We start from the raw sequence: 18,606 nt of genomic DNA on the forward strand, positions 1-18,606 counted from the left end.
CGTCTGGATCAACCGCTACCGCGCAGTCCGGGTCGGGGAGGATTGAGATGGCACTCATTCTGGACCGGATCGGCAAGTCGTTCCCCGGTGTCCGGGCGCTCAACAATGCGTCGCTGAGCCTCAATGGCGGCGAGATCCACGCGCTGATGGGCGAAAACGGCGCCGGCAAATCAACGCTGATCAAGATCATCACCGGCGTCCATCGGCCAGACAGCGGGACAGTGACGCTGGACGGCGCGCCTCTATCCCTTTCCTCGCCCCGCGATGCAATCGCCCTCGGCATTTCGGCGGTACATCAGGAGCGTAACCTGATCCCTCGCTTCTCGGTGGCCGAAAACATTCTCCTGGAAGGGTTGCCGGTTCGAAACGGCCTCGTCGATTTTCGCCGCGCTAACGATAAGGCGCGCCAACACCTTCGCAAGGTCGGGCTCGATGTCGATCCGGCAACCGAAGTGCGGCGCCTTAGCGTCGCCCAGATGCAGATGGTGGAAATTGCCAAGGCGCTGAGCCACCAGGCCAAGCTTCTGCTGCTCGACGAGCCGACCGCCTCGATCACCGATGCTGAGACCGAAATCCTCTTCAGGCTCGTGCGGCAGTTGCGCGATCAGGGAACGGCGATCCTCTTCGTCAGCCACAAGCTTGAAGAGGTCTTGAGCCTTTGCGACCGGGTCACGGTTCTGCGCGACGGCGAAACGACGCTGCGTGGCGCGCCGATGGCCGGCATGACAAGGCAGACGCTGATCGAGGCGATGATTGGCCGCGCGGAGCGGCCGATGATTGCCCGCTCCGGCAAGCCGCAGGAGGGCGCGCCGAAGATCGAGCTTCGCGATGTCGCGACAGCTGCCGGCCACGGCGACATCTCGTTTTCGCTTCGCCGCGGTGAAATCCTCGGCCTCTACGGCCTCGTCGGTGCCGGCCGCACCGAGCTGATCCGCGCTATTATCGGCAAGGACAAACTTAAGTCAGGCACAGTCCTGATCGACGGCAAGCCGGTGCGCATCCGCTCGGTCGAAGAGGCGATCAAGCGCTTCCGTATGGGCTATGTCAGCGAGGACCGGAAACACGAAGGCGTCATCCTCGCCCATCCCATCCGTTCGAATATCGCGATGACGGTCTGGGGCAGGATCGCTTCGACCTTCGGCCTGATCGGCGCCGGCCAGGAGCGCAAGACCGCCGCACCGCTTGCCCGGCAGCTGGAAATCCGCACGCCCAATCTGGAACAGCTCGTCGGCAATCTCTCAGGCGGCAACCAGCAGAAGGTGTCGCTCGCCAAGTGGCTCGCCGCCGATGTCGATATCCTCTTCATCGACGAGCCGACCGTCGGCATCGATATCAAGGCGAAGGCCTATATCCACGAGCTGATCAACGGGCTTGCCGACAAGGGCATGGCGATCCTGCTGATCTCGAGCGACATGCCGGAAATGGTGGCGCTCGCCGATCGCATCCTCGTCATGCACGATTTCAGGATCGTCCACGAATATGAAAACGACCGCAAATATGAGACGGCAAGCCGCGCCATCATGTCGGCAATCCACGCGGCCGAACCCGCTCAAACCCGCACGGCACGCTAGGAGGAACCATGGCCCGCATTGAAAAGATCGAATTGCGCATGGTGGACCTGCCGCCGAAGGTGAAGCGCACCGATGCGATCCAGAGCTTCGTCAGCCAGGAAACGCCAATCGTCACCATCACCGATTCCGACGGTGCCTCCGGCACCGGCTATTCCTATACGATCGGTACCGGCGGCTCCTCCGTCATGCGGCTTCTGTCGGACCATCTGGCGCCGCTCTTAATCGGCGAGGATGCCGATTGCATCGAGGCGATCTGGCACAAGATGGAATTTGCCACGCATGCAACGACGATCGGCGCGATCACGGCGCTGGCGCTCGCGGCCGTCGATACCGCACTCTGGGATCTGAGAACCAAGAAGCAGGGCCTGCCGCTCTGGAAGCTTGCCGGCGGTGCCAAGGAAAGCTGCCCGCTCTACACGACCGAAGGCGGCTGGCTGCATATCGAGAAGGAGGCGCTCGTCGAAGACGCCCTGCAGGCGAAGGCCAAGGGTTTTTCCGGCTCGAAGGTGAAGATCGGCAAGCCGCATGGCGCCGAGGACTACGACCGGCTGTCTGCGATGCGCGCCGCCCTCGGCGACGGTTTCGAGATCATGACCGACTGCAACCAAGGCTTTACCGTCGATGAAGTCATCCGCAGGGCAGCACGGCTGAAGGAGCTCGATCTCGCCTGGATCGAGGAGCCGCTGCCGGCCGACGACCTCGACGGACATATCCGGCTTTCGCGCTCCTCGCCGACGCCGATCGCCGTCGGCGAATCCATCTACTCGATCCGGCATTTCCGCGAATATATGCAGAAGGGCGCCTGCTCGATCGTGCAGGTCGATGTTGCCCGCATCGGCGGCATCACACCCTGGCTGAAGGTTGCGCATGCGGCCGAAGCCTTCGATATCCCCGTCTGCCCCCATTTTCTGATGGAGCTGCATGTCAGCCTGGTCTGCGCCATCCAAAACGGCAAATATGTCGAATACATTCCGCAGCTCGACGATCTGACCATCAAGGGCATGGAAACCCGCAACGGCCGCGCCATCGCCCCATCCGAACCCGGCATCGGCATCGAATGGGACTGGGATGCCGTCAAGAAACGCAGCATCGCCGAATTCACGACAGAAATTACCCAAGGGCGGTAGCAACATGCAGCGCATGGGCATGGTGATCGGCCTGGAGCCGGACAAGGTCGCAGACTACAAGGCGCTACATGGCGCCGTCTGGCCGGAGATCCTGTCACTGATCTCGGCCTGCAACATCACCAACTATTCGATCTTCCTCAAGGAGCCGGAAAACCTGCTCTTCGGCTACTGGGAATATGTCGGCGAGGATTTCGAGGCCGATATGGCGAAGATGGCGGCCGACCCGCGCAACCAGGCGTGGTGGGCCGCCTGCATGCCCTGCCAGAAGCCGTTTGCGACGCGCAAGGAGGGTGAGTGGTGGGCGATGATGCCGGAGGTGTTTCACCTTAATTGAGACTCGATGGCGCCGGGCGGCCGGATATCGGCCCCTTCATGGCAACAACCGTTTCTGATTCAGCGATAGGCCCCATGGAACCCATCCGCCCAGAGCACGTCAGATCAGGGAAGAGATAATTTATATTCCACGAGAACCGGATTCTTAGACGGCATTTCAACGAAGCCGTCCGCTATGTAAGAAAAATCGTCCATATTGTAATAGCTGAATCCAAAACCTTCATAGGAAATGTATAGCCCTAAAATCCCATCATCGATTTCGGGGATTCTGTAGGCAGAAACCAAATTCACCTTTAATCCGACGTATTTCTTCAATATTTCTACATTTGAAATCGGATACGAGAAGTCTTTATCAAACTCTTCTGTTGAAGTCGGCTCGATATCTTCTCGTTTCAGTTTTACAACACCATCTACAATCGTAACAGAATACCACACCCCCTCGACATCAAGGAACAGCACCAAGTGTTCCGAAACAAGCGAGCCGTCCATATAGAACGACTTGCTGCGAAACTTGTTAATTGATTTTCCTCTTAAGTCCCCACTCATTGAAGCCCTCAGAACTTTGACGATTTTCCAGGAATAAGAGTATCAAATTCCATTTTTCCACCAGGCAGCACCCTCAAGCTAACTGTACTATTAGTCTGACTGCTGTAGACATGAATTATATCATAATCTCCTCGAACGTTTTTTTTGGATATGGTTCCTGTTATCTCTGTTGGATTTTCAAGTGTTTTAGCTATGTCAGCTTTTGCCTGTGCGAGCCCCTCTCGCGAAGGCGAATAGGGAAGTTGCCCTCTTCCTAATTTGTCTCCCAACTTCGCATTCAGTCTCGTATTTTGAGAGGACATAAAATCTGAAACATCAGCAACCGGCGGCTTTACGTTGAGTGTGCCAGCTCCTGCCCCGCCACCTGTTGCGCCGGACAATATCGCTTCGGAATACAGTCGAGTTAGATTTCCGACTCCTTCAAAACCAGATAGAACAGCGAGCACGTTATAATTCGAGACGGTCGAAATATAGTCATTCAGAGCATCCGCAATGCCATCGTCGTCTCCAACTTGCTTCGCCTCCTGAAGTTTATTCCAGCTCTGTTCCACGTCTGCAAAGGGATAAGCTGGTCTTTTTATATTTCCTTTCAATATGTCCGTAGCAACCAAGATGTAGTCCAAGTCAGCATTGTTGCCGGCCGGTATTGCTGACAGTCCGTAAACGTCGTTGTAGGCACTAAACGCATCCGGCCCCAATCCTGCGCTTACGCTTGCAAGCAGATTTTGGGTGTCTCCATCTAGCAGTTGGCTATTGAGATCCATCTCTTTTTGTGCCGCTTCTAAGCATGCGAGATTGCCACACTTTCGAAGCGCAATAGAATTTGCCAACGACTGCTGTCGCGCAGTTCCCGCGGCCTCTCGTTGGCACTCTTTGTTGCTTCCACAATCCTTGAGCGTTTTAATCAGCTTTTCTAACTCGCTATGCTTAAGATAATTGTTCTGGTAATTGGCCGCGCCATAGCCAGCTCCTTCAGCGCCCCCCACAGCTCCACCCACGCCAGCCGCAAGGGTTGCGCCGATCAGTTTGGCGAGGGCGTCACCTTCCGGCGTTCCTTCGTATCTCGTGCCCTTGAGCATCCCCTTGACGAGCTTTTCTATGGCCGGCGCCATCAAGGTCGTTGCGGCACCGCCCAGAGCGGCCTTGAGAGCGCCCTCCCACCCATTGACGCCACCGAGAATGCCACCACCAATGGCGTGCAGCAGCGCGCGGCCGGCACCGCCTTCTTTCCAGAGATCCCGTTCTGCTTGGGTTGTGGCCTTTGCATATAGATCAGTTGCGATATCTCCGACCAATGTTGCCATGGTCTTCTGCGCTTCCTGCAGATCTGCCTGCGTCTTGTATTGATCACGCAAGATGTTCTGCAGGTCCGGAAGTCCAGGCAGCGAGGTGTTGGTGTTTTCGGTGTCGCGGCGGATCGTGCCGATGTTCTGGGTCTGGCGCTCCGGATCAGTGATGGTGATGCCTATGTTGCCGCCGATGGCCGAATAGGCCTTACCGGTGGCGCTCTCCCCGTCATTGACCTTTGCCAAGGTCAGGCCGCCAGAGCCGATCGACGCGCCGTAAGTATCGGCCTTCCAGCGCGAATGGGTGTCGATGTCGGTGGCATCGAGCGTGCCGGTCTCGAGACGGTTCAGTTGCGCTGGCGCCTGGCTGGTAAGCAACCCGCCGACGAGCGTCGTCTTCTTGTCAACGGTCAGATCGAGACCGCCAGTGCCGGCATGAATGCCGGATTGCTCGGAAACGATAACTGCATTTCCGTTGGCCTTCTGCGTTGCGCCGGAAGCGCTGAAGCCGCCGCCGATCGAGCCCGAGAGGTTGAGCTGGCGGGCGTCGGCCTTAGCGGTGTCCGCCAGGCTTTCGATGGTCAGATTGCGGACGTCGGCGGTCACGGAATTGCCGGTGACGGTGGCGCCCTTCAGGGCGAGATCGTTGGTGAGTAGGGTAATATCGCCGCTGCCGCCGACATGGGTGTTGACGTACGTTAGCCCCTTCGTGCCGGCATTACCCTTGCCGTAAGAGCCGCTGACCTTGACGCCGAGCGCGTCGCCGCAGCCGCCCTTTGTGCCGCACTCCCAGCCGACCCCAACGCCGAAGCTATAGGATGAGTTCTGGCTTGATGTTTCCGTCGTGCCGGTCGCCGCATTGAGGTTGATGTTGCCATTCTGCGCCGACAGGAAGATATCGCCGGCCAATGGGTCGCCGGAGAGGTTCGGCAGGCCAAACTCGTCATAACCGGCGGAGATCTGCGCACCCTCACTGGTAATCGAGCCGTTCTCAGCCTCCAAGGTTATAGCGCGTCCGGCCCGGATGCCGGTGACGACGGGCGTCGAGGACGACGAGGACGAACTGCTTTCCTGATGATTGACGCCAGCCGACAGTGAAACCGAAAAACTGAGGCCCTTTGCGTCGGGAGACGTGTCCTTTAGCTGCTCATAGGCGCTCTTCAGGCCCTGATAGCCCTGATAGAAACCGAGGCCGGCGATAGCCGTGTTCGTCAGCGCGTTGACGCGGCTGTCTCCGGTCAGCCGCTCGGCGGAGTTCATGATGCTCTGGGCAGCGCTTCCCAACTGGCTGGAGACACTGAGTGTCACACCGGCGAATGTCTTCTCGTGGATCTCCTCATAGTTGGTGACGTCGTTGGCCGACAGAAGATTGATATCCTTCGCGGCGAACAGATTGACGTCGCGCTCGGCAGAGGCTTCAACCGCCTGCAGATTGACGTTGTTGCCTGCGGAGATGTTGAGGTCGCGGCCGGCGGTCAGGAGCGAGGCGGCGTTTGTATTGGACCCTTGTGCCGTCTTGTCAGTGCTCTTCTGTGCACCGATGCCGACCGAGAAACCACCATTGCCAACAGAAAAGGAGATGCCGAAGCCCGACTTCTTTTCCTTTTCCGATTGGGCGAAGCTTTCCGCACCAGGCGTCACGTTGACGTCGCGGGCCGCCGACAGATTGATGTCGCGATCGGCGGTGACGGAAGAGCCAATGATGTTGAGATCGGTCTGCCGGGCGGTTACGGTTACGTCCGTCCCAGCCGACAACACCGAAGCGACGTTGAATTCGGAGGCCTTGCTCTTGTCTTTCTGCTCCTTGCCCCAGAGCGAGATGAAGCCACCGCCGGAACCGGCAAACAGGCCGGACTTCTTGCTGCTGCTTTCGAGCTGGTGCTGTTCCTCGGCGCCGATGACGGAGACGCTGTCACCGGCAAGGCTGATCGCATCGCCAGCCGTGACCTTCGAGCCGGCGATGACGGCGTTGCCGCCGGCGTTCAGATTGATGTTGCCGGAGGCGGAGAGCTCGGAGGCGACCGTTGCTTCATCATAACTGTGAAGCGTCGAGCTCTTCTTGGACAGGAAGCCCTTGCTCGAGGAAGCCTGTTCGAATTCCGTCGTTTCCCTGCCGGAGGCGATCAGCAAATCGCCGCCGGTCGTCACATCGATATTGGCCTTGTTGACATCGTCGCCGGCCGTCAGCTTCGAGGCGGAAACGACGGTGTCGCCGCCGGAGGTGATCGCGACCCCCTTGCCGCCGCTGACGGACGATCCGACCACCGTCTGCGTCTCGGCATGGCTGGTCGTCTTCTTGCCGCCGCCGAACAGGCCGCCCTTCTTCTTGTAGCTGTAGTCGGTCGTGGTGGTCTCGACGGCTTCGGCGATCGTCACCTCGCCGGCAGCCTTCAGGCCGAGCGTTCCGTCGGCTGCAAGCGTACTGCCGATGACATTGAGGTTGCCGCCAGCCTCGGCGGCGATCGAACCGCCGGCGGTGACCTCCGAGCCGGTCACCGTCGTCTCGACCCTGGTTGTCGTGCTGCGCCGGTCGCGCTTCGTCCTGGTCGTCGCCTCGCCCGTCACGGAGATGTTGATATCGCCGTTCGAGTTCAGGGCGAGATTGCCGCCGGCCGCCACTTTCGAGCCGGCGACGAGAATGGCGTCATCGCCCTTGATCGAGAGGTTGCCGCCTGTCGAGACCGAGCCGTTGACGATCGAAACATTGTCCGCGGTCAGGCTGGCGTTGCCGCCCGCTTTGAGGCTGCCGCCGGTTGCCGCGATCGACGTGCCGGAGACCGAGAGATCGCCGCTCGAGGCAATCATTCCGGATGTGGCGAGAACGCCGGCGTCGATGGTGACGTCCTTGCCTGCAATCAACGCGCCGGCCGAGGCAAGCCGTTCCTTGTCGCCAGGTGCTAAATGCAGCACCGGGGCGAGCACGCTCTTGCCATCCACCACCTGCCATTCATAGACGACGACGGATTGGGTGAGGCCGGCAATCTCTTCTGCCGTCAGCGGCTCGCCGAGCGCATGCTGATGCGCTCCGAGATAATCGGCTCCGTTGTCAAGCAGCTGCTTTATCTGGCCGACCGCATCATCGCCGGCAAAGCCCGCGCCGGTCACCTGTCTCAGCTGCTGCTCGACATACTGGTTCTCGAAATAGGCGTCGCCGAGGAACAGGATCTCATGATCCGGCTCGTAGCCGATGCGATCAAGGAAATAGCTGGAGCCGTAGAATTTCGACACATCGAGGAAGGCGGCGCGGGTTTCGAACAGGAAAGCCTGGCCAGGGATGGTGCCGCCAAAGCCGCCGGACTGCGGGGCTGCAACGCCGCCAAGCGTGAACAGAGCCCCGCTCGCCGTCATGCCGGCCAGCAACGTGGTCGGATCGCTCGAGGGTGCGGGTGCTGCAACCGCGACATGGTCGGCGATCGTTCCAGCAAGGGCGGTATTGTTGACGGCGGCAAAGCCGGTGATGCCGAGCGCTCCACCTGAGCGGATCGTTGCGGGAACACCGCCGATCGCCGTGACACTCTCCACCGTTTCGCCAGGGAAGAGATCCTTCGACGAATCGCGCCTGCCGAACGGGTTCGCTTCGTAGGTCGTGACCAGATAGCCATCGCCGTTGCCACCGGTATCGCCGGTCATCCTCTCCTTCCACTCCTGCGTGACGAAGGCGGAATAGTATTGGCATCCCGCTGTCTCATCGCAGGTCAACGAAACAGTGCGCTGCAACTGCAGGCCAAGATTGGTCAGCGTGCCGGTACCGGTGAGCGTCATGCCCGTGCCGGCTTCGATGGCGCTATAGGCGTTGGTGAGATCGACGGTATTGATCGAAAGTGTCCCGCCGGCCTTGATCAGTGCGGTCGGGCTTCCGTACGAGAGAACCCGGTCCTCGGCAACATTCCGGTAAACGTGGTGATCGGCATCTTCCGTAATGTAGACCGTGCCGTTGTATTCGACACCGTCGCTGGGAGAGCAGGTTGCGCAGAGCCTTCCCTTGAGACTGTCATAGGCGGTGACGGGCGCGCTGGAAATCAGCTGGCTTGTGACAGTGGGAGCGACAGTCTTTTCGTTGCGCAGATTTGCGGTGGTGATCGCCATGTTTCGGCCTGCTGTGATCATGCCGGACCGGTTGACGATGGCAGCGTTGCGCGCTCCGCTGGCGTTGCCGGCAATCGCAAGATCACGACCGGCGACAACAGCGCCCTGGTCGTTGGTCAGCACGCCGCCGACGAACAATGCCGCGTCATTGCCGGCATAGACCAGCCCGGTGGCGGTGTTGGTCAGGTTGCCGAAGACATTGACGGTGAGATCGTTGCCGGCAGCAAGCTGGCCTGCATTGGTCAATTGCGCGAGGGAGAGCGTCAGGTCGTGGGCGGCCAGCAGATTGGTCGCGTTCGTGGTGGCAAGGCTGCCTGCGGCGATGGTGATGTCGCCGGAGCCGCTGATACCGCTGGCGGCAGTGCTGCCAGAGGTCACCGCATTGAGCCGCGCTCCCGTCAGATCGGCTGCACCGGAGGCCGCAAGATCAATGCCGCCGAAGGTCAGCTGGCTGCCGGAGAGATTGGCGCTCCCGGTATCGATATGCAGCGTGCCCGATGTGGCAAGGCCGCTCCGGTTGCCGGAAAGATCGACATGTCGCGCATTGATCGTGATGTCGCCGCCGGCGGCGGTGCGTTTGTCGAGGCTGATGACACCTGCCAGCGACGACAGCGATACGGCCTCGTTTGCCTCCAGGCTGGCATAGCGGATATCGCCACCGGCCGACGCCTGCAGATTGCCGCCGGCAAGGACGCCGCCCGAGAGGCCGAGATCAAGACCGGCAAGCAGAGCGATATCGCCCTGCGAAAGCAACGTACCGGCGGCGATCGCGCCGGAAGCGGCTGTAAGTGACAGAGTTGCGTCGGACTGTGCGGTGCCGGTAATGGCAATGCTTCCAGCGCCTGACGACAGCGACATCGGCCCCTTTGTTGCGGCTTCCGTCAGGGTCAGGTTGCCGTCGGCCAGGACACGGAGGACGCCCTTGCCGGCGAGCATGCCGCTGACATCGATAAGACCCGTCCCGCCATCGATGAAGATATCCTCTTCGGCTCCGACCGACGCCAGACTGACGTCCTTGCCCGCCTTGACCGACACCGCCTTCTTCGACGTCAGCCGGCCCGCCGTTACACTCTGCCTGGAGGCGAGGCTGACGCCCTGGTTGCCGGAGGCATTGCCGATCGAGATCTTGCCGTCCGATGACAGCGACAGTTCCCCAACATTGGCGGCCATGTCGCCGCGCATGCGCACGCCTGCGCCCTTTTCCGTGACGACCATCTTGATGCGGCCGGCCTGCATGGCGCCGAGTGCCGCGCCGTCGATTGCGTATTCGGATGTTCCCGTTGTCGCCTCGATAGCGGTTGACTGGCCGGTGGCGTAGTCGAATTTGCTTTGGCCCCCTGTCAGGCGCAGATCCTTGCCATAGACAGGGCCGTCGATCTTAATGGTGCGGGACACGACGTCGAAAATATCGACCGTGCCGTCGCCGGATGCGAAATTCGCCCCCTTGGAGCCGAAGGTGATCTCGCCGTTTCTGATGGTGAAGCCGTTCAGCCGTCCATCGGCACCGATATCGGGAGCGCCCGTCGTCAGCGTCGCATGGGGCGTATTGATAAAGCCGCAGCCGTCGCAGGTGATGCCGTTCGGATTGGCGATGATCACATCGGCCCGGCCACCGAATATTTCGAGCGGCCCTTCCAGCGCGCTTCGATTGCCGCTGGTGACTTCATTCAGGATGACCGAAGCCGGGCCGCTGTTGCGCAGGTTCGCATTGCCCGGCGTGACGCCACCAAGCTTGGAGGTGCCGACCTCGCCATTGTAATTGTTCAATATCAGGCCAGGCGTTCCGACATTGAAGTCGCCATATTTGTTGTGGGAGAGGCCGGCGCTGTTGGGTGTGGCGATATCGACTAACGGAATGCCGTTTGGCGCCGTTCCGATGTCGGGGCGGTTTGCCGCCGGTGCGCCCGCATCCGGGGTTACCTGCTGGGCCTGCAGCAAGGCCGGCTGAAACAGGAGAAGGGCGCTGAGCAAGGTCGCAATTGCCTTGCGCGCCAGACCGGAAAGAACACGCCGCGCTTTGCGCCCCGCGTATCCGGCAGACATTCCGCCCCAAACGGAAAAAAGCGACCCGGACTTGCCCATGCTGCCACAACCTCTGTTACCGATCGACCCGGCCGCAACCTGGCAGGCGGGAAATCTGGCAATGCGACAACCTAATGGCGAGAGTCAACGCTATCTGAGTTCTATTCAATCTTAAGGTGATAATTTCCTTAATACGATGCCAACGATTTCAGGCAATCCGGATCTCAGTCTTTTTAGATTTTGGTAAATTTCTTTTTATATCAATTAGATAAATTGCGCTTCGTATCGGCCTCGCCGCTGAGCCTGAAAACATCAATCGAAAGCAACCTTTTGTTGCGACGACGTTAAGGTTGGCGAAAGATTCAATCCCTACGAGATTTACCATAGGGCGGAAATTGCTCGCCCAACGGGCATATCAGACATCTGCGAAATAAGACGGTGAAGCATGAGTTTTGAGACCACGTGAACTTAAAAAACCGACCAGGACATAGAGCATATTATGCGAAGCATTCCCCTGAAGTCGTGGCTTTCGGTTTTTGCGATGGCAAGCCTTGCGGCAACCAAGGCTTTTGCGCAACCAGGCGAACCAGCACGATCGCCCGCAGACGAGTTCATGCGCCGGCAAAGCGATCTGAAACGAACACAACGGCTCGATGCGCTTGAGGCTGTCACGCCCGAGGCCCCCAAGGCAGAGGTCCGGCCGCAGGCCGAAGCTGAGAAGGGACCGTGCTTCGCCATTACCCATATCGAGGTGGAAGGGGTGACGCTGCTGCCGCAGGCAGCGCTCGCACCAGTTCTAGATCGCTATAACAACAGCTGCATCGGCCTTGCCGATATCAACGCCCTGCTGAAGGGCTTGACCTCTCTCTATGTTGACAAGGGCTACGTCGCCTCACGCTTCTATGTTCCCGCGCAGGACATCGCCGCAGCGAAGACATTGCGTCTCGTCGCGGCGGAAGGATCGCTTTCCGACATCTACCTGAATGGCAAGGCAGTTGCCTCTGGCGGCACTCTTGCAACTGCCTTTCCAGGTATGCGCGGCAAGCCGGTCAATATTCGCGATATCGAGCAGGGCCTCGACCAGATCAACCGGCTGCCTTCCAACAAGGCAAAGACGGCGATGATGCCGGGCGCACAGCCAGGCGAATCGATCCTCAACGTCGAGAACAAGCCGGATAAGCCATGGCATTTTTCGGTCGCAAACAACAATCTCGGCCAGGCTTCGACTGGTTATTCCCAAAGTTCGCTGTCGCTCGGCATCGACAACCTGTTCGACCTGAACGACCTCATCTCGCTTTCCTATCAGCACACAGGGCCGGATTATCCCTGGCCGAACGACGGGGTGGACCGAAGCAACAGCATTTCCGGCTCATTCAGCGTGCCCTACGGCTATTGGACGCTGGGCCTTTCCGGATCCTGGTATCGCTATAACAGCACGATCCCTGGCAATTTCAGCGATATCGAGACGTCGGGCGATTCCGGCCAGTTCGGCATCAGCCTCGATCGGGTGTTGCTGCGCGACAAGGAGTCCATCACGACGCTGAATGCGGCGCTCAATTACAAGCAGAGCAACAATTTCCTTATGGGAAGCCGCATCGAAGTGGGCAGCCGGCAATATACCGTCGGCAGTATCGGCATCTCGCATTCGCGCCGCATGCTCGGCGGGGTCTGGGTTCTCGATCTCGGCTACAGCCAGGGCATTGATATCTTCGATGCAGTCAAGCGCGGTGACCTCGCAGCAGCCGATGCCGAACCGGAATTTTCAAAGTTTTCCGCAACGCTCAATGTCACGACGCCGTTCGAGATTTCCGGCCAGCAGCTGCAGTTCGCCACTCTCGTCAACGGGCAATATTCGCCAGACAATCTGTTCGGAGCCGAACAGATGTCTCTCGGCGGCTACAGCAATGTCCGCGGCACCCGCGACAGCATACTCTTCGGCAATAACGGCGTCTTCGCACGCAATGAGCTTGTCTGGCGCACGCAGCCATGGGCAGACAATGCGCTGCTTGCCGAGAGATTGGGGGAGCTGCGCCCCTATGCCGGGATCGACTACGGCCACGTCTTCGGGCAAGAGCGCTTCAACATCCAAAGCGGTGACATCGCCAGCTGGACAGTCGGAAGCCGGCTTTCGGGCGGGACGATCAATACCGATCTCGGCTATTCGCACATCTTCAAGAGCACGGCGGATACGAACATGAGGGATCTATTCTTCATGGGCGCTTCGCTGCAGTTTTAGCAGTTCCAGGCGCCTTGGAGCCCCGATAGGCGGAACACCATTGTGTGGTGACACCGGATCCTTCTCAGCTCTTGCCCACTTCGACGGTCGCCGTCAGGCCGGCGATCAGCCTGACACCATCAGGCACGGCGTCGATGCTGATGCGCACCGGAACGCGCTGGGCAAGGCGCACCCAGCTGAAAGTGGGGTTGATATTGGCGAGCAGGCCGGTCCCTGACGTGCGTTCACGGTCCTCGATGCCAGTCGCGATGCTCTCGACATGACCCTGAAGGCTCTGCGACTGGCCCATCAGGTGGATCAAAACCCGGTCGCCGGGGTGGATGCTCGGCAGCTTGGTTTCTTCGAAATAGCCTTCGACGCGCAGCGAGTCCGTGTCGATCAGGGCGATCTTGGCGGTTCCGGCGCTGACATAGTCTCCCGGGCGCAGGCTGAGATTGGAGACCGTACCGTTGACCGTCGCCTTGATCTCCGAGCGTTCGAGATTGAGCGCGGCAAGATCGCGGTTGGCGGTCGCCTGGCGGAAGGCGGCATCGGCCTGTTCCTCGGCCGTCTGCGCCTGTTCCTTCTGCTGCAGGGACGCGGCTTCGCCCAGGCGTTCCTGGCGCTCGCGTTCGCGATGCGCCTGGTCGAATGCTGCCTTGCTGCCTTCGAGCGCTGCTTCCGATTGGACAAGCGCGATCGAGAAACGCTGGCGGTCGACGCGGAAGAGGATATCGCCCTTCTTCACTACCTGGTTATCGGTGACGAGCACCTCGCTGACGAGGCCGGAAACATCGGGCGCTAAGCCGACGACATCGGCGCGCAGGCGCGCATCGCGCGTCCAGGGTTCGTCCATATAGTGGCCCCAAAGCCCGCGGCCGACGAAGACTGCGGCGATGACGATGGCGAGAGTGGCGATGAGGCGGCCAATGAATTTCAGGGATTTCATACGAAGTACCAACGTGTGAAGGAGGAAACGGCTCCGAGGACGAGCACATAGAGGGCAAGGTCGAAAAGACCGCGGTGCCAGACGAGGGAATAGGCGCCGAGCCAGGCAAGGATGCGTCTGATGACGATGATGAAGAGCAGGCTCAGCACCATGAGAACGAGGAGGCGTGGGACATAGACGCCGTAAACATCAAATTCTGCGGGCATGATTGTTACTCAGCGGCAAGCGGGAGGAGTTGCGGCGCAGCCTCGGCCGCGTGCCAGCTTGCTGGCGGGGCTGCATCAGGGAAAAGGGCGCGTCTGAGGCCGACGAGGGCATCGATACTGTCGGCGCCGCGCCTGTTGTCTTCGAACGCGATGATTTTGAGGCTGTCGTCGATCGATCGACGCAGGCCATCCTGCGGATTAAGCGCACGGCCGGCCGCGATGCGGCCATGATAGAAATCGGCGATGCCGGAGAGAACTGCGCCGAGCGATGCGGCGCTCGCGCCACGCAGTTTCTTGCGCTCGCCTTGCAGCATCAGCACGTTGAAGCCGATGCGCACTTCGGCAAAGCCATCCACCTTCTTCAATTCGCGATCCTCGACGACGGCCAGACGCGGAACGAGCTGACCGAGGCGATCGAGAATGCGGCCGGAAAGCCGCTGGTGATCAGCGCGGCGTTCGCCGGCTGCCGTCTCGGCAAGATCGCTCCAGCCGGCACGCACGAGGCGCCAGGCGGCGAGTTCGGCACCGAAGGGGCGGGCAATCAGCGTCCAGACCAGGGCGAAGCCGATACCGGCAAGGGCTGCAATCGCTTCATTGGTGAAAGTAGTGAAATCGGACGTATAGCGATCCTGCAGCGCGATGAAGGAGGCGCTGTTGACGGTCATCAACATGGCCAGCATGTTGAACTGTGGCTTGGGGATCATCAGCCCGAGCAGCAGAAAGGGCGGAGCGAAGACCAGAACCAGGAGCTCGTAGCTGTTGACCATCGGCAGGATGGCAAAAATGTAGACGAAGGAAATGACGAGGCTGACGCCGCACCAGATGAACATCGAGGTGATGAAAGGAGCCGGCCGGTCAAGCGCAGCAAAGAAGGAACAGGCAACGGCTGCCATAGTGACGAAGCCGGCGCCATTCTGCCAGCCGCTGAAGATCCAGAATAGGCAGGCGACGAGAATGCCCACGACGACGGCACTCGCTTGGAAAGCGAGCAGCGCATAGTCATAATGGCGGTTGCCGCCGACGACCTGGCGATGGCGGAAGGCCGGCCGCCAGGGGCCGGAATGTCGGCCGCTGACGATTTCGTCGCGCAGTGTCAGGCAATCCTGCCAGAGATCGACGATTTCCTTCAGCCGCGCCAGCGCACTCGAGAGCAACAGATCGCCCCAGCGCAAATCCGGATCGGCCTCGCGAAGGCGCTCGATCCGCTGCGTTAGTTTTTCTGCCGTATCGCCGGCTTGAGACCTTGCGCCGAGGCTCAGCCAGTCGGCGACCTCGTTCAGCAGGCAGACCAGCTCCTTGGGCAGGCTCTCGCGCTCGCTCTTCAGAGCGTGAAGCCGGTCGGCGAGCGAGGAGAAGAGCGGCAGCAGCATCAGGAGACGGCCGCGCAATTCGCGCGAATGGCGCACTATATCGCGGCTGCCCGCATCGTAACCGAGCTGGCTGATGATGAGGTCGAGGCCGGTCACGTCGGCGGCAAGCTTCTGCCGCTTTAAGGGGGTTGCCGGGGTGGCGCCCTCGCCGCGCAGAATATCGTTTGCCCAGCTGCCGGCATCGTCGAGCCAGGTGGAGATGCGCTGACCGAGCACGCTGCGCACACTGGTCGGGAAGACGACGGCGCTGAACAGGCTGGCGCAGACTATGCCGATGATGATCTCTTCCGAGCGGGCGAGGGCCGTATCGAAGATGGTGTCCGGCGAACCGACTGACGGCAGCGCGATCAACGGCAGGGAATAACCGGCTAGCATGAAGACATAGCTGCGCGAGGAGCGGTCCAACATCGAAATGAAGAGCAGCGTGCCGGTCCAGAGCGCAATGGCGATGCTTAAAAGCTCCGGTGCGTTGACGAAGAGCGGCACGAAAAAGACGGCCGCACTCGCGCCGAGAAGCGTTCCGAGTGCGCGGTAAAGGCCCTTCGAACTGGTTGCCCCCGCAAGCGGATTGGCAACGACATAGACCGCCGCCATTGCCCAATAAGGCCGCGGCAGGTCGAGAGACAGAGCAATGAAAAGCGCAAGCATGGAGGCGAGGAAGGCCTTGGCCGAGAAGAGCCAATCCCGCCAGGAGGGAAGAGTCACGATGTTTCCTCGAATTGCTGTAATGTCGCCGCAACCTGTGACGGGCTGATCTCTTCGAAGGCCTGCAGAACGCGGACCGCCGCTTCGAGGTCGGCTTCACTGACCTTCTCGAGGATCCTGCCACGCAGGTCATCGAGAATGGCCTCCATGCGGGTTGCCAGGATATGGCCCTCCTCCGTCAGCCAAAGACCCTTTGCTCGCCTGTCGATCGGATCATCCTTGCGCACCACAAGCTCGAGCGCCTCCAGCTGATCGAGCAGCCTGACCAGTGACGGGCCTTCGATACCGACTTGATTGGCCAATGCGACCTGCCGAACTCCGCCGCCCAAGCGGCCGATCCACAGCAACGGCGCTGCGCAGGCTTCCGAGATGCCGTGGGAACTCAGCGCAAGATCGACCGCCCGTCGCCATTGGCGACCGGTCGACAAGAGGTTCGCGGTAAAAACGCGCTGCAGGGACGTGATGGATTGCATGCCAATCTGATAGCATCAAAATAGTTAGGATTCAAATGATTTTCTGAAACGAAGAGAAAATTGCTCCTGACTGATGTTCGAAACAACTGGCAGCAGGATCGACATCAGCCGGGTTTTCCTTACCTGGAAGAGGATTGCAGGGCAGCGATGCTCGCCCGCATCCGGGGTGCGGCGAAATCCAGAAAGTGGCGCGTCTTGAGCGGCATCTGGCCACGGGCGAGATGGACCAGGTGGATGGGAGCGGGCTCCGGTTCGAAGTCCTCGAGCACGAGCCTGAGCGTGCCGGCCGCAACCTCTGCTGCGACCTGGTAATAAAGCAGCCGGGTGACGCCAGCGCCGCGGATGGCGGCCGCGGCTGCGGCTTCGGTCGTGGTGACGGAAAGCCGCGGGGTTATCGTCACCTCGATGGCTTTTGCCAGACCTGCCTCCTGGAACTGCCAGCCGGCGGTCGGCGTCAGGATCTCGACGCTGATGCAGGGAAGGCCCAGGAGATCGGCCGGCTCCTTCGGCACGCCGCGGCCGGCAAAGAGAGCAGGACTGCCGCAGACCACCCTGCGCACCGCGCCGATACGGGTGGCAACCATGGCGCTATCAGGCAGATTGCCGATGCGCACGGCCATATCGACATGTTCGTCGACGAGATCGATATTGCGGTCCGTCAGCATCAGGCGCACGTTGATCGCCGGAAAGACAGCCAGAAAATCGGTCACGACAGGCAGCACGTGAAGGCGGCCGAACTGCACCGGTGCTGTGATCACCAGCTCGCCCTTCGGCATGGCGAATTCGCCGGATGCCTGACGTTCGGCCTCCTCCACCTGCTCGAGGATGCGCCTGGCAGCATCGACATAGATAGCGCCTGCATCGGTCAAGGCGATCTTGCGGGTGGTGCGGGTAAGCAGCTTGGTTCCGAGCAGCGTTTCCAGATCGGTGATCTTGCGGCTCAGCGTCGGCAGGGGAATTTTCAGCGACCGGCTGGCCGCCGACAGGTTTCCCCGGTCCACCACCTCCAGCAACATCGACATGGCTTCGAACCGGTCCACGACATTCTTCCAGATTCTGGTAAAATCAGTTTCACTTAGAGCATATTCTCTTCGTTGGTGGAAATAGACACATTCATCTCACCATGCCAATCACGGCTTGCCCGTCCGCCAAGGAGATCTCCATGTCCCGTATTTCCATCCCCACGAAAGACGACGCCCCGGAAGCAACCAGACCGATACTCGATGGCATCCAGAAGGCGCTGGGCTTCGTTCCGAATATCTTCCGCCTGGTCGCCAACAGCCCGGCCGCCCTGACGGCGTTCACCGGCCTTCAGGGCGGGCTCTCGAAGACGCTCGATGTCAAGACGCGCGAGCGGATCGCGCTTGCCGTCGCCGAGGTCAACGGCTGTGACTATTGCCTCTCCGCCCACACCTATCTCGGCCTCAACCTCGCGAAAATGAGCCCGGAAGAAATCGCGCTGAACCGCAAGGGTGCGTCCGCTGATGCCAAGGCGAATGCCGCCGTCCGCTTTGCGGCAAAGATCGCCGAGGCGCGTGGCCATGTCGACGACGACGATATCGCTGCCGTGCGCTCTGCTGGCTTTTCGGATGCGCAGATCGTCGAAATCGTCGCTCTGGTCGCTGAAAATACCTTTACCAACTATCTGAACGAGGTTGCCAAGACTGACATCGACTTTCCGTCCGTCCCGGCAGCCGATGCGGCCTGACGGAGAGCA

The 18,606-nt window shown here is 60.2% G+C and carries 12 protein-coding genes; 5 read left to right on the top strand and 7 right to left on the bottom strand.

Translation table 11 applies throughout. The features are described 5' to 3' along the window. Window positions 1-47 precede the first annotated feature (47 nt). The 3 genes from AC1D35_RS16940 to AC1D35_RS16950 are packed head-to-tail and all read left to right on the top strand — an operon-like array spanning window position 48 to window position 3,032. A complete protein-coding gene (locus AC1D35_RS16940; RefSeq protein WP_477939151.1) occupies window positions 48-1,571 on the top strand; it encodes a sugar ABC transporter ATP-binding protein in 1,524 nt (507 codons plus the stop codon). 8 nt (window positions 1,572-1,579) lie between these two features. Beyond that, window positions 1,580-2,698 (top strand): mandelate racemase/muconate lactonizing enzyme family protein, encoded by a 1,119-nt coding sequence (locus AC1D35_RS16945; protein ID WP_477939152.1) that lies wholly within the window; start codon window positions 1,580-1,582, stop codon window positions 2,696-2,698. Window positions 2,699-2,702: 4 nt separating this feature from the next. Next, window positions 2,703-3,032, top strand: coding sequence for an L-rhamnose mutarotase (locus AC1D35_RS16950; RefSeq protein WP_477939154.1), 330 nt, complete (start codon window positions 2,703-2,705; stop codon window positions 3,030-3,032). 104 nt (window positions 3,033-3,136) lie between these two features. Here AC1D35_RS16950 and AC1D35_RS16955 read toward each other — a convergent pair whose 3' ends face one another. Together AC1D35_RS16955 and AC1D35_RS16960 are read right to left on the bottom strand one after the other, a co-directional pair. Then, the gene (locus tag AC1D35_RS16955; protein WP_477939156.1) at window positions 3,137-3,577 is read right to left on the bottom strand and encodes a hypothetical protein; all 441 of its coding nucleotides are present in this window, start codon (window positions 3,575-3,577) and stop codon (window positions 3,137-3,139) included. An 8-nt stretch (window positions 3,578-3,585) separates the two neighbouring features. Continuing rightward, window positions 3,586-10,992, bottom strand: coding sequence for a hemagglutinin repeat-containing protein (locus AC1D35_RS16960; RefSeq protein WP_477939157.1), 7,407 nt, complete (start codon window positions 10,990-10,992; stop codon window positions 3,586-3,588). 478 nt (window positions 10,993-11,470) lie between these two features. Here AC1D35_RS16960 and AC1D35_RS16965 point away from each other — a divergent pair, with 478 nt between their 5' ends. Next, a complete protein-coding gene (locus AC1D35_RS16965) occupies window positions 11,471-13,207 on the top strand; it encodes a ShlB/FhaC/HecB family hemolysin secretion/activation protein (protein ID WP_477939159.1) in 1,737 nt (578 codons plus the stop codon). Window positions 13,208-13,271: 64 nt separating this feature from the next. On the opposite strand, the gene AC1D35_RS16970 is transcribed toward AC1D35_RS16965, so the two are convergent. From AC1D35_RS16970 to AC1D35_RS16990, 5 genes are all read right to left on the bottom strand, one after another. After that, a complete protein-coding gene (locus AC1D35_RS16970) occupies window positions 13,272-14,135 on the bottom strand; it encodes an efflux RND transporter periplasmic adaptor subunit (protein ID WP_477939161.1) in 864 nt (287 codons plus the stop codon). Beyond that, window positions 14,132-14,341 (bottom strand): DUF1656 domain-containing protein, encoded by a 210-nt coding sequence (locus tag AC1D35_RS16975; RefSeq protein ID WP_113297344.1) that lies wholly within the window; start codon window positions 14,339-14,341, stop codon window positions 14,132-14,134. Before AC1D35_RS16975 ends, AC1D35_RS16970 begins: the two co-directional genes overlap by 4 nt. A 5-nt stretch (window positions 14,342-14,346) precedes the next feature. Continuing rightward, entirely contained in the window at window positions 14,347-16,416 is a 2,070-nt protein-coding gene (locus tag AC1D35_RS16980; RefSeq protein WP_477939162.1) for an FUSC family protein, read from the bottom strand. Beyond that, complete coding sequence (locus tag AC1D35_RS16985) at window positions 16,413-16,889, bottom strand: MarR family transcriptional regulator (protein ID WP_113508762.1); 477 nt, start codon at window positions 16,887-16,889, stop codon at window positions 16,413-16,415. The genes AC1D35_RS16980 and AC1D35_RS16985 overlap by 4 nt, the downstream gene beginning before the upstream one ends. A 119-nt stretch (window positions 16,890-17,008) precedes the next feature. Beyond that, the gene (locus tag AC1D35_RS16990) at window positions 17,009-17,929 is read right to left on the bottom strand and encodes a LysR substrate-binding domain-containing protein (RefSeq protein WP_477939164.1); all 921 of its coding nucleotides are present in this window, start codon (window positions 17,927-17,929) and stop codon (window positions 17,009-17,011) included. Window positions 17,930-18,051: 122 nt separating this feature from the next. Here AC1D35_RS16990 and AC1D35_RS16995 point away from each other — a divergent pair, with 122 nt between their 5' ends. Beyond that, window positions 18,052-18,597: a carboxymuconolactone decarboxylase family protein gene (locus AC1D35_RS16995; protein WP_477939165.1), complete on the top strand. Its 546-nt coding sequence runs from the start codon at window positions 18,052-18,054 to the stop codon at window positions 18,595-18,597. Window positions 18,598-18,606 lie beyond the last annotated feature (9 nt).

The sequence above is a fragment of the Rhizobium sp. P1_E6 genome (genome assembly GCF_056405875.1).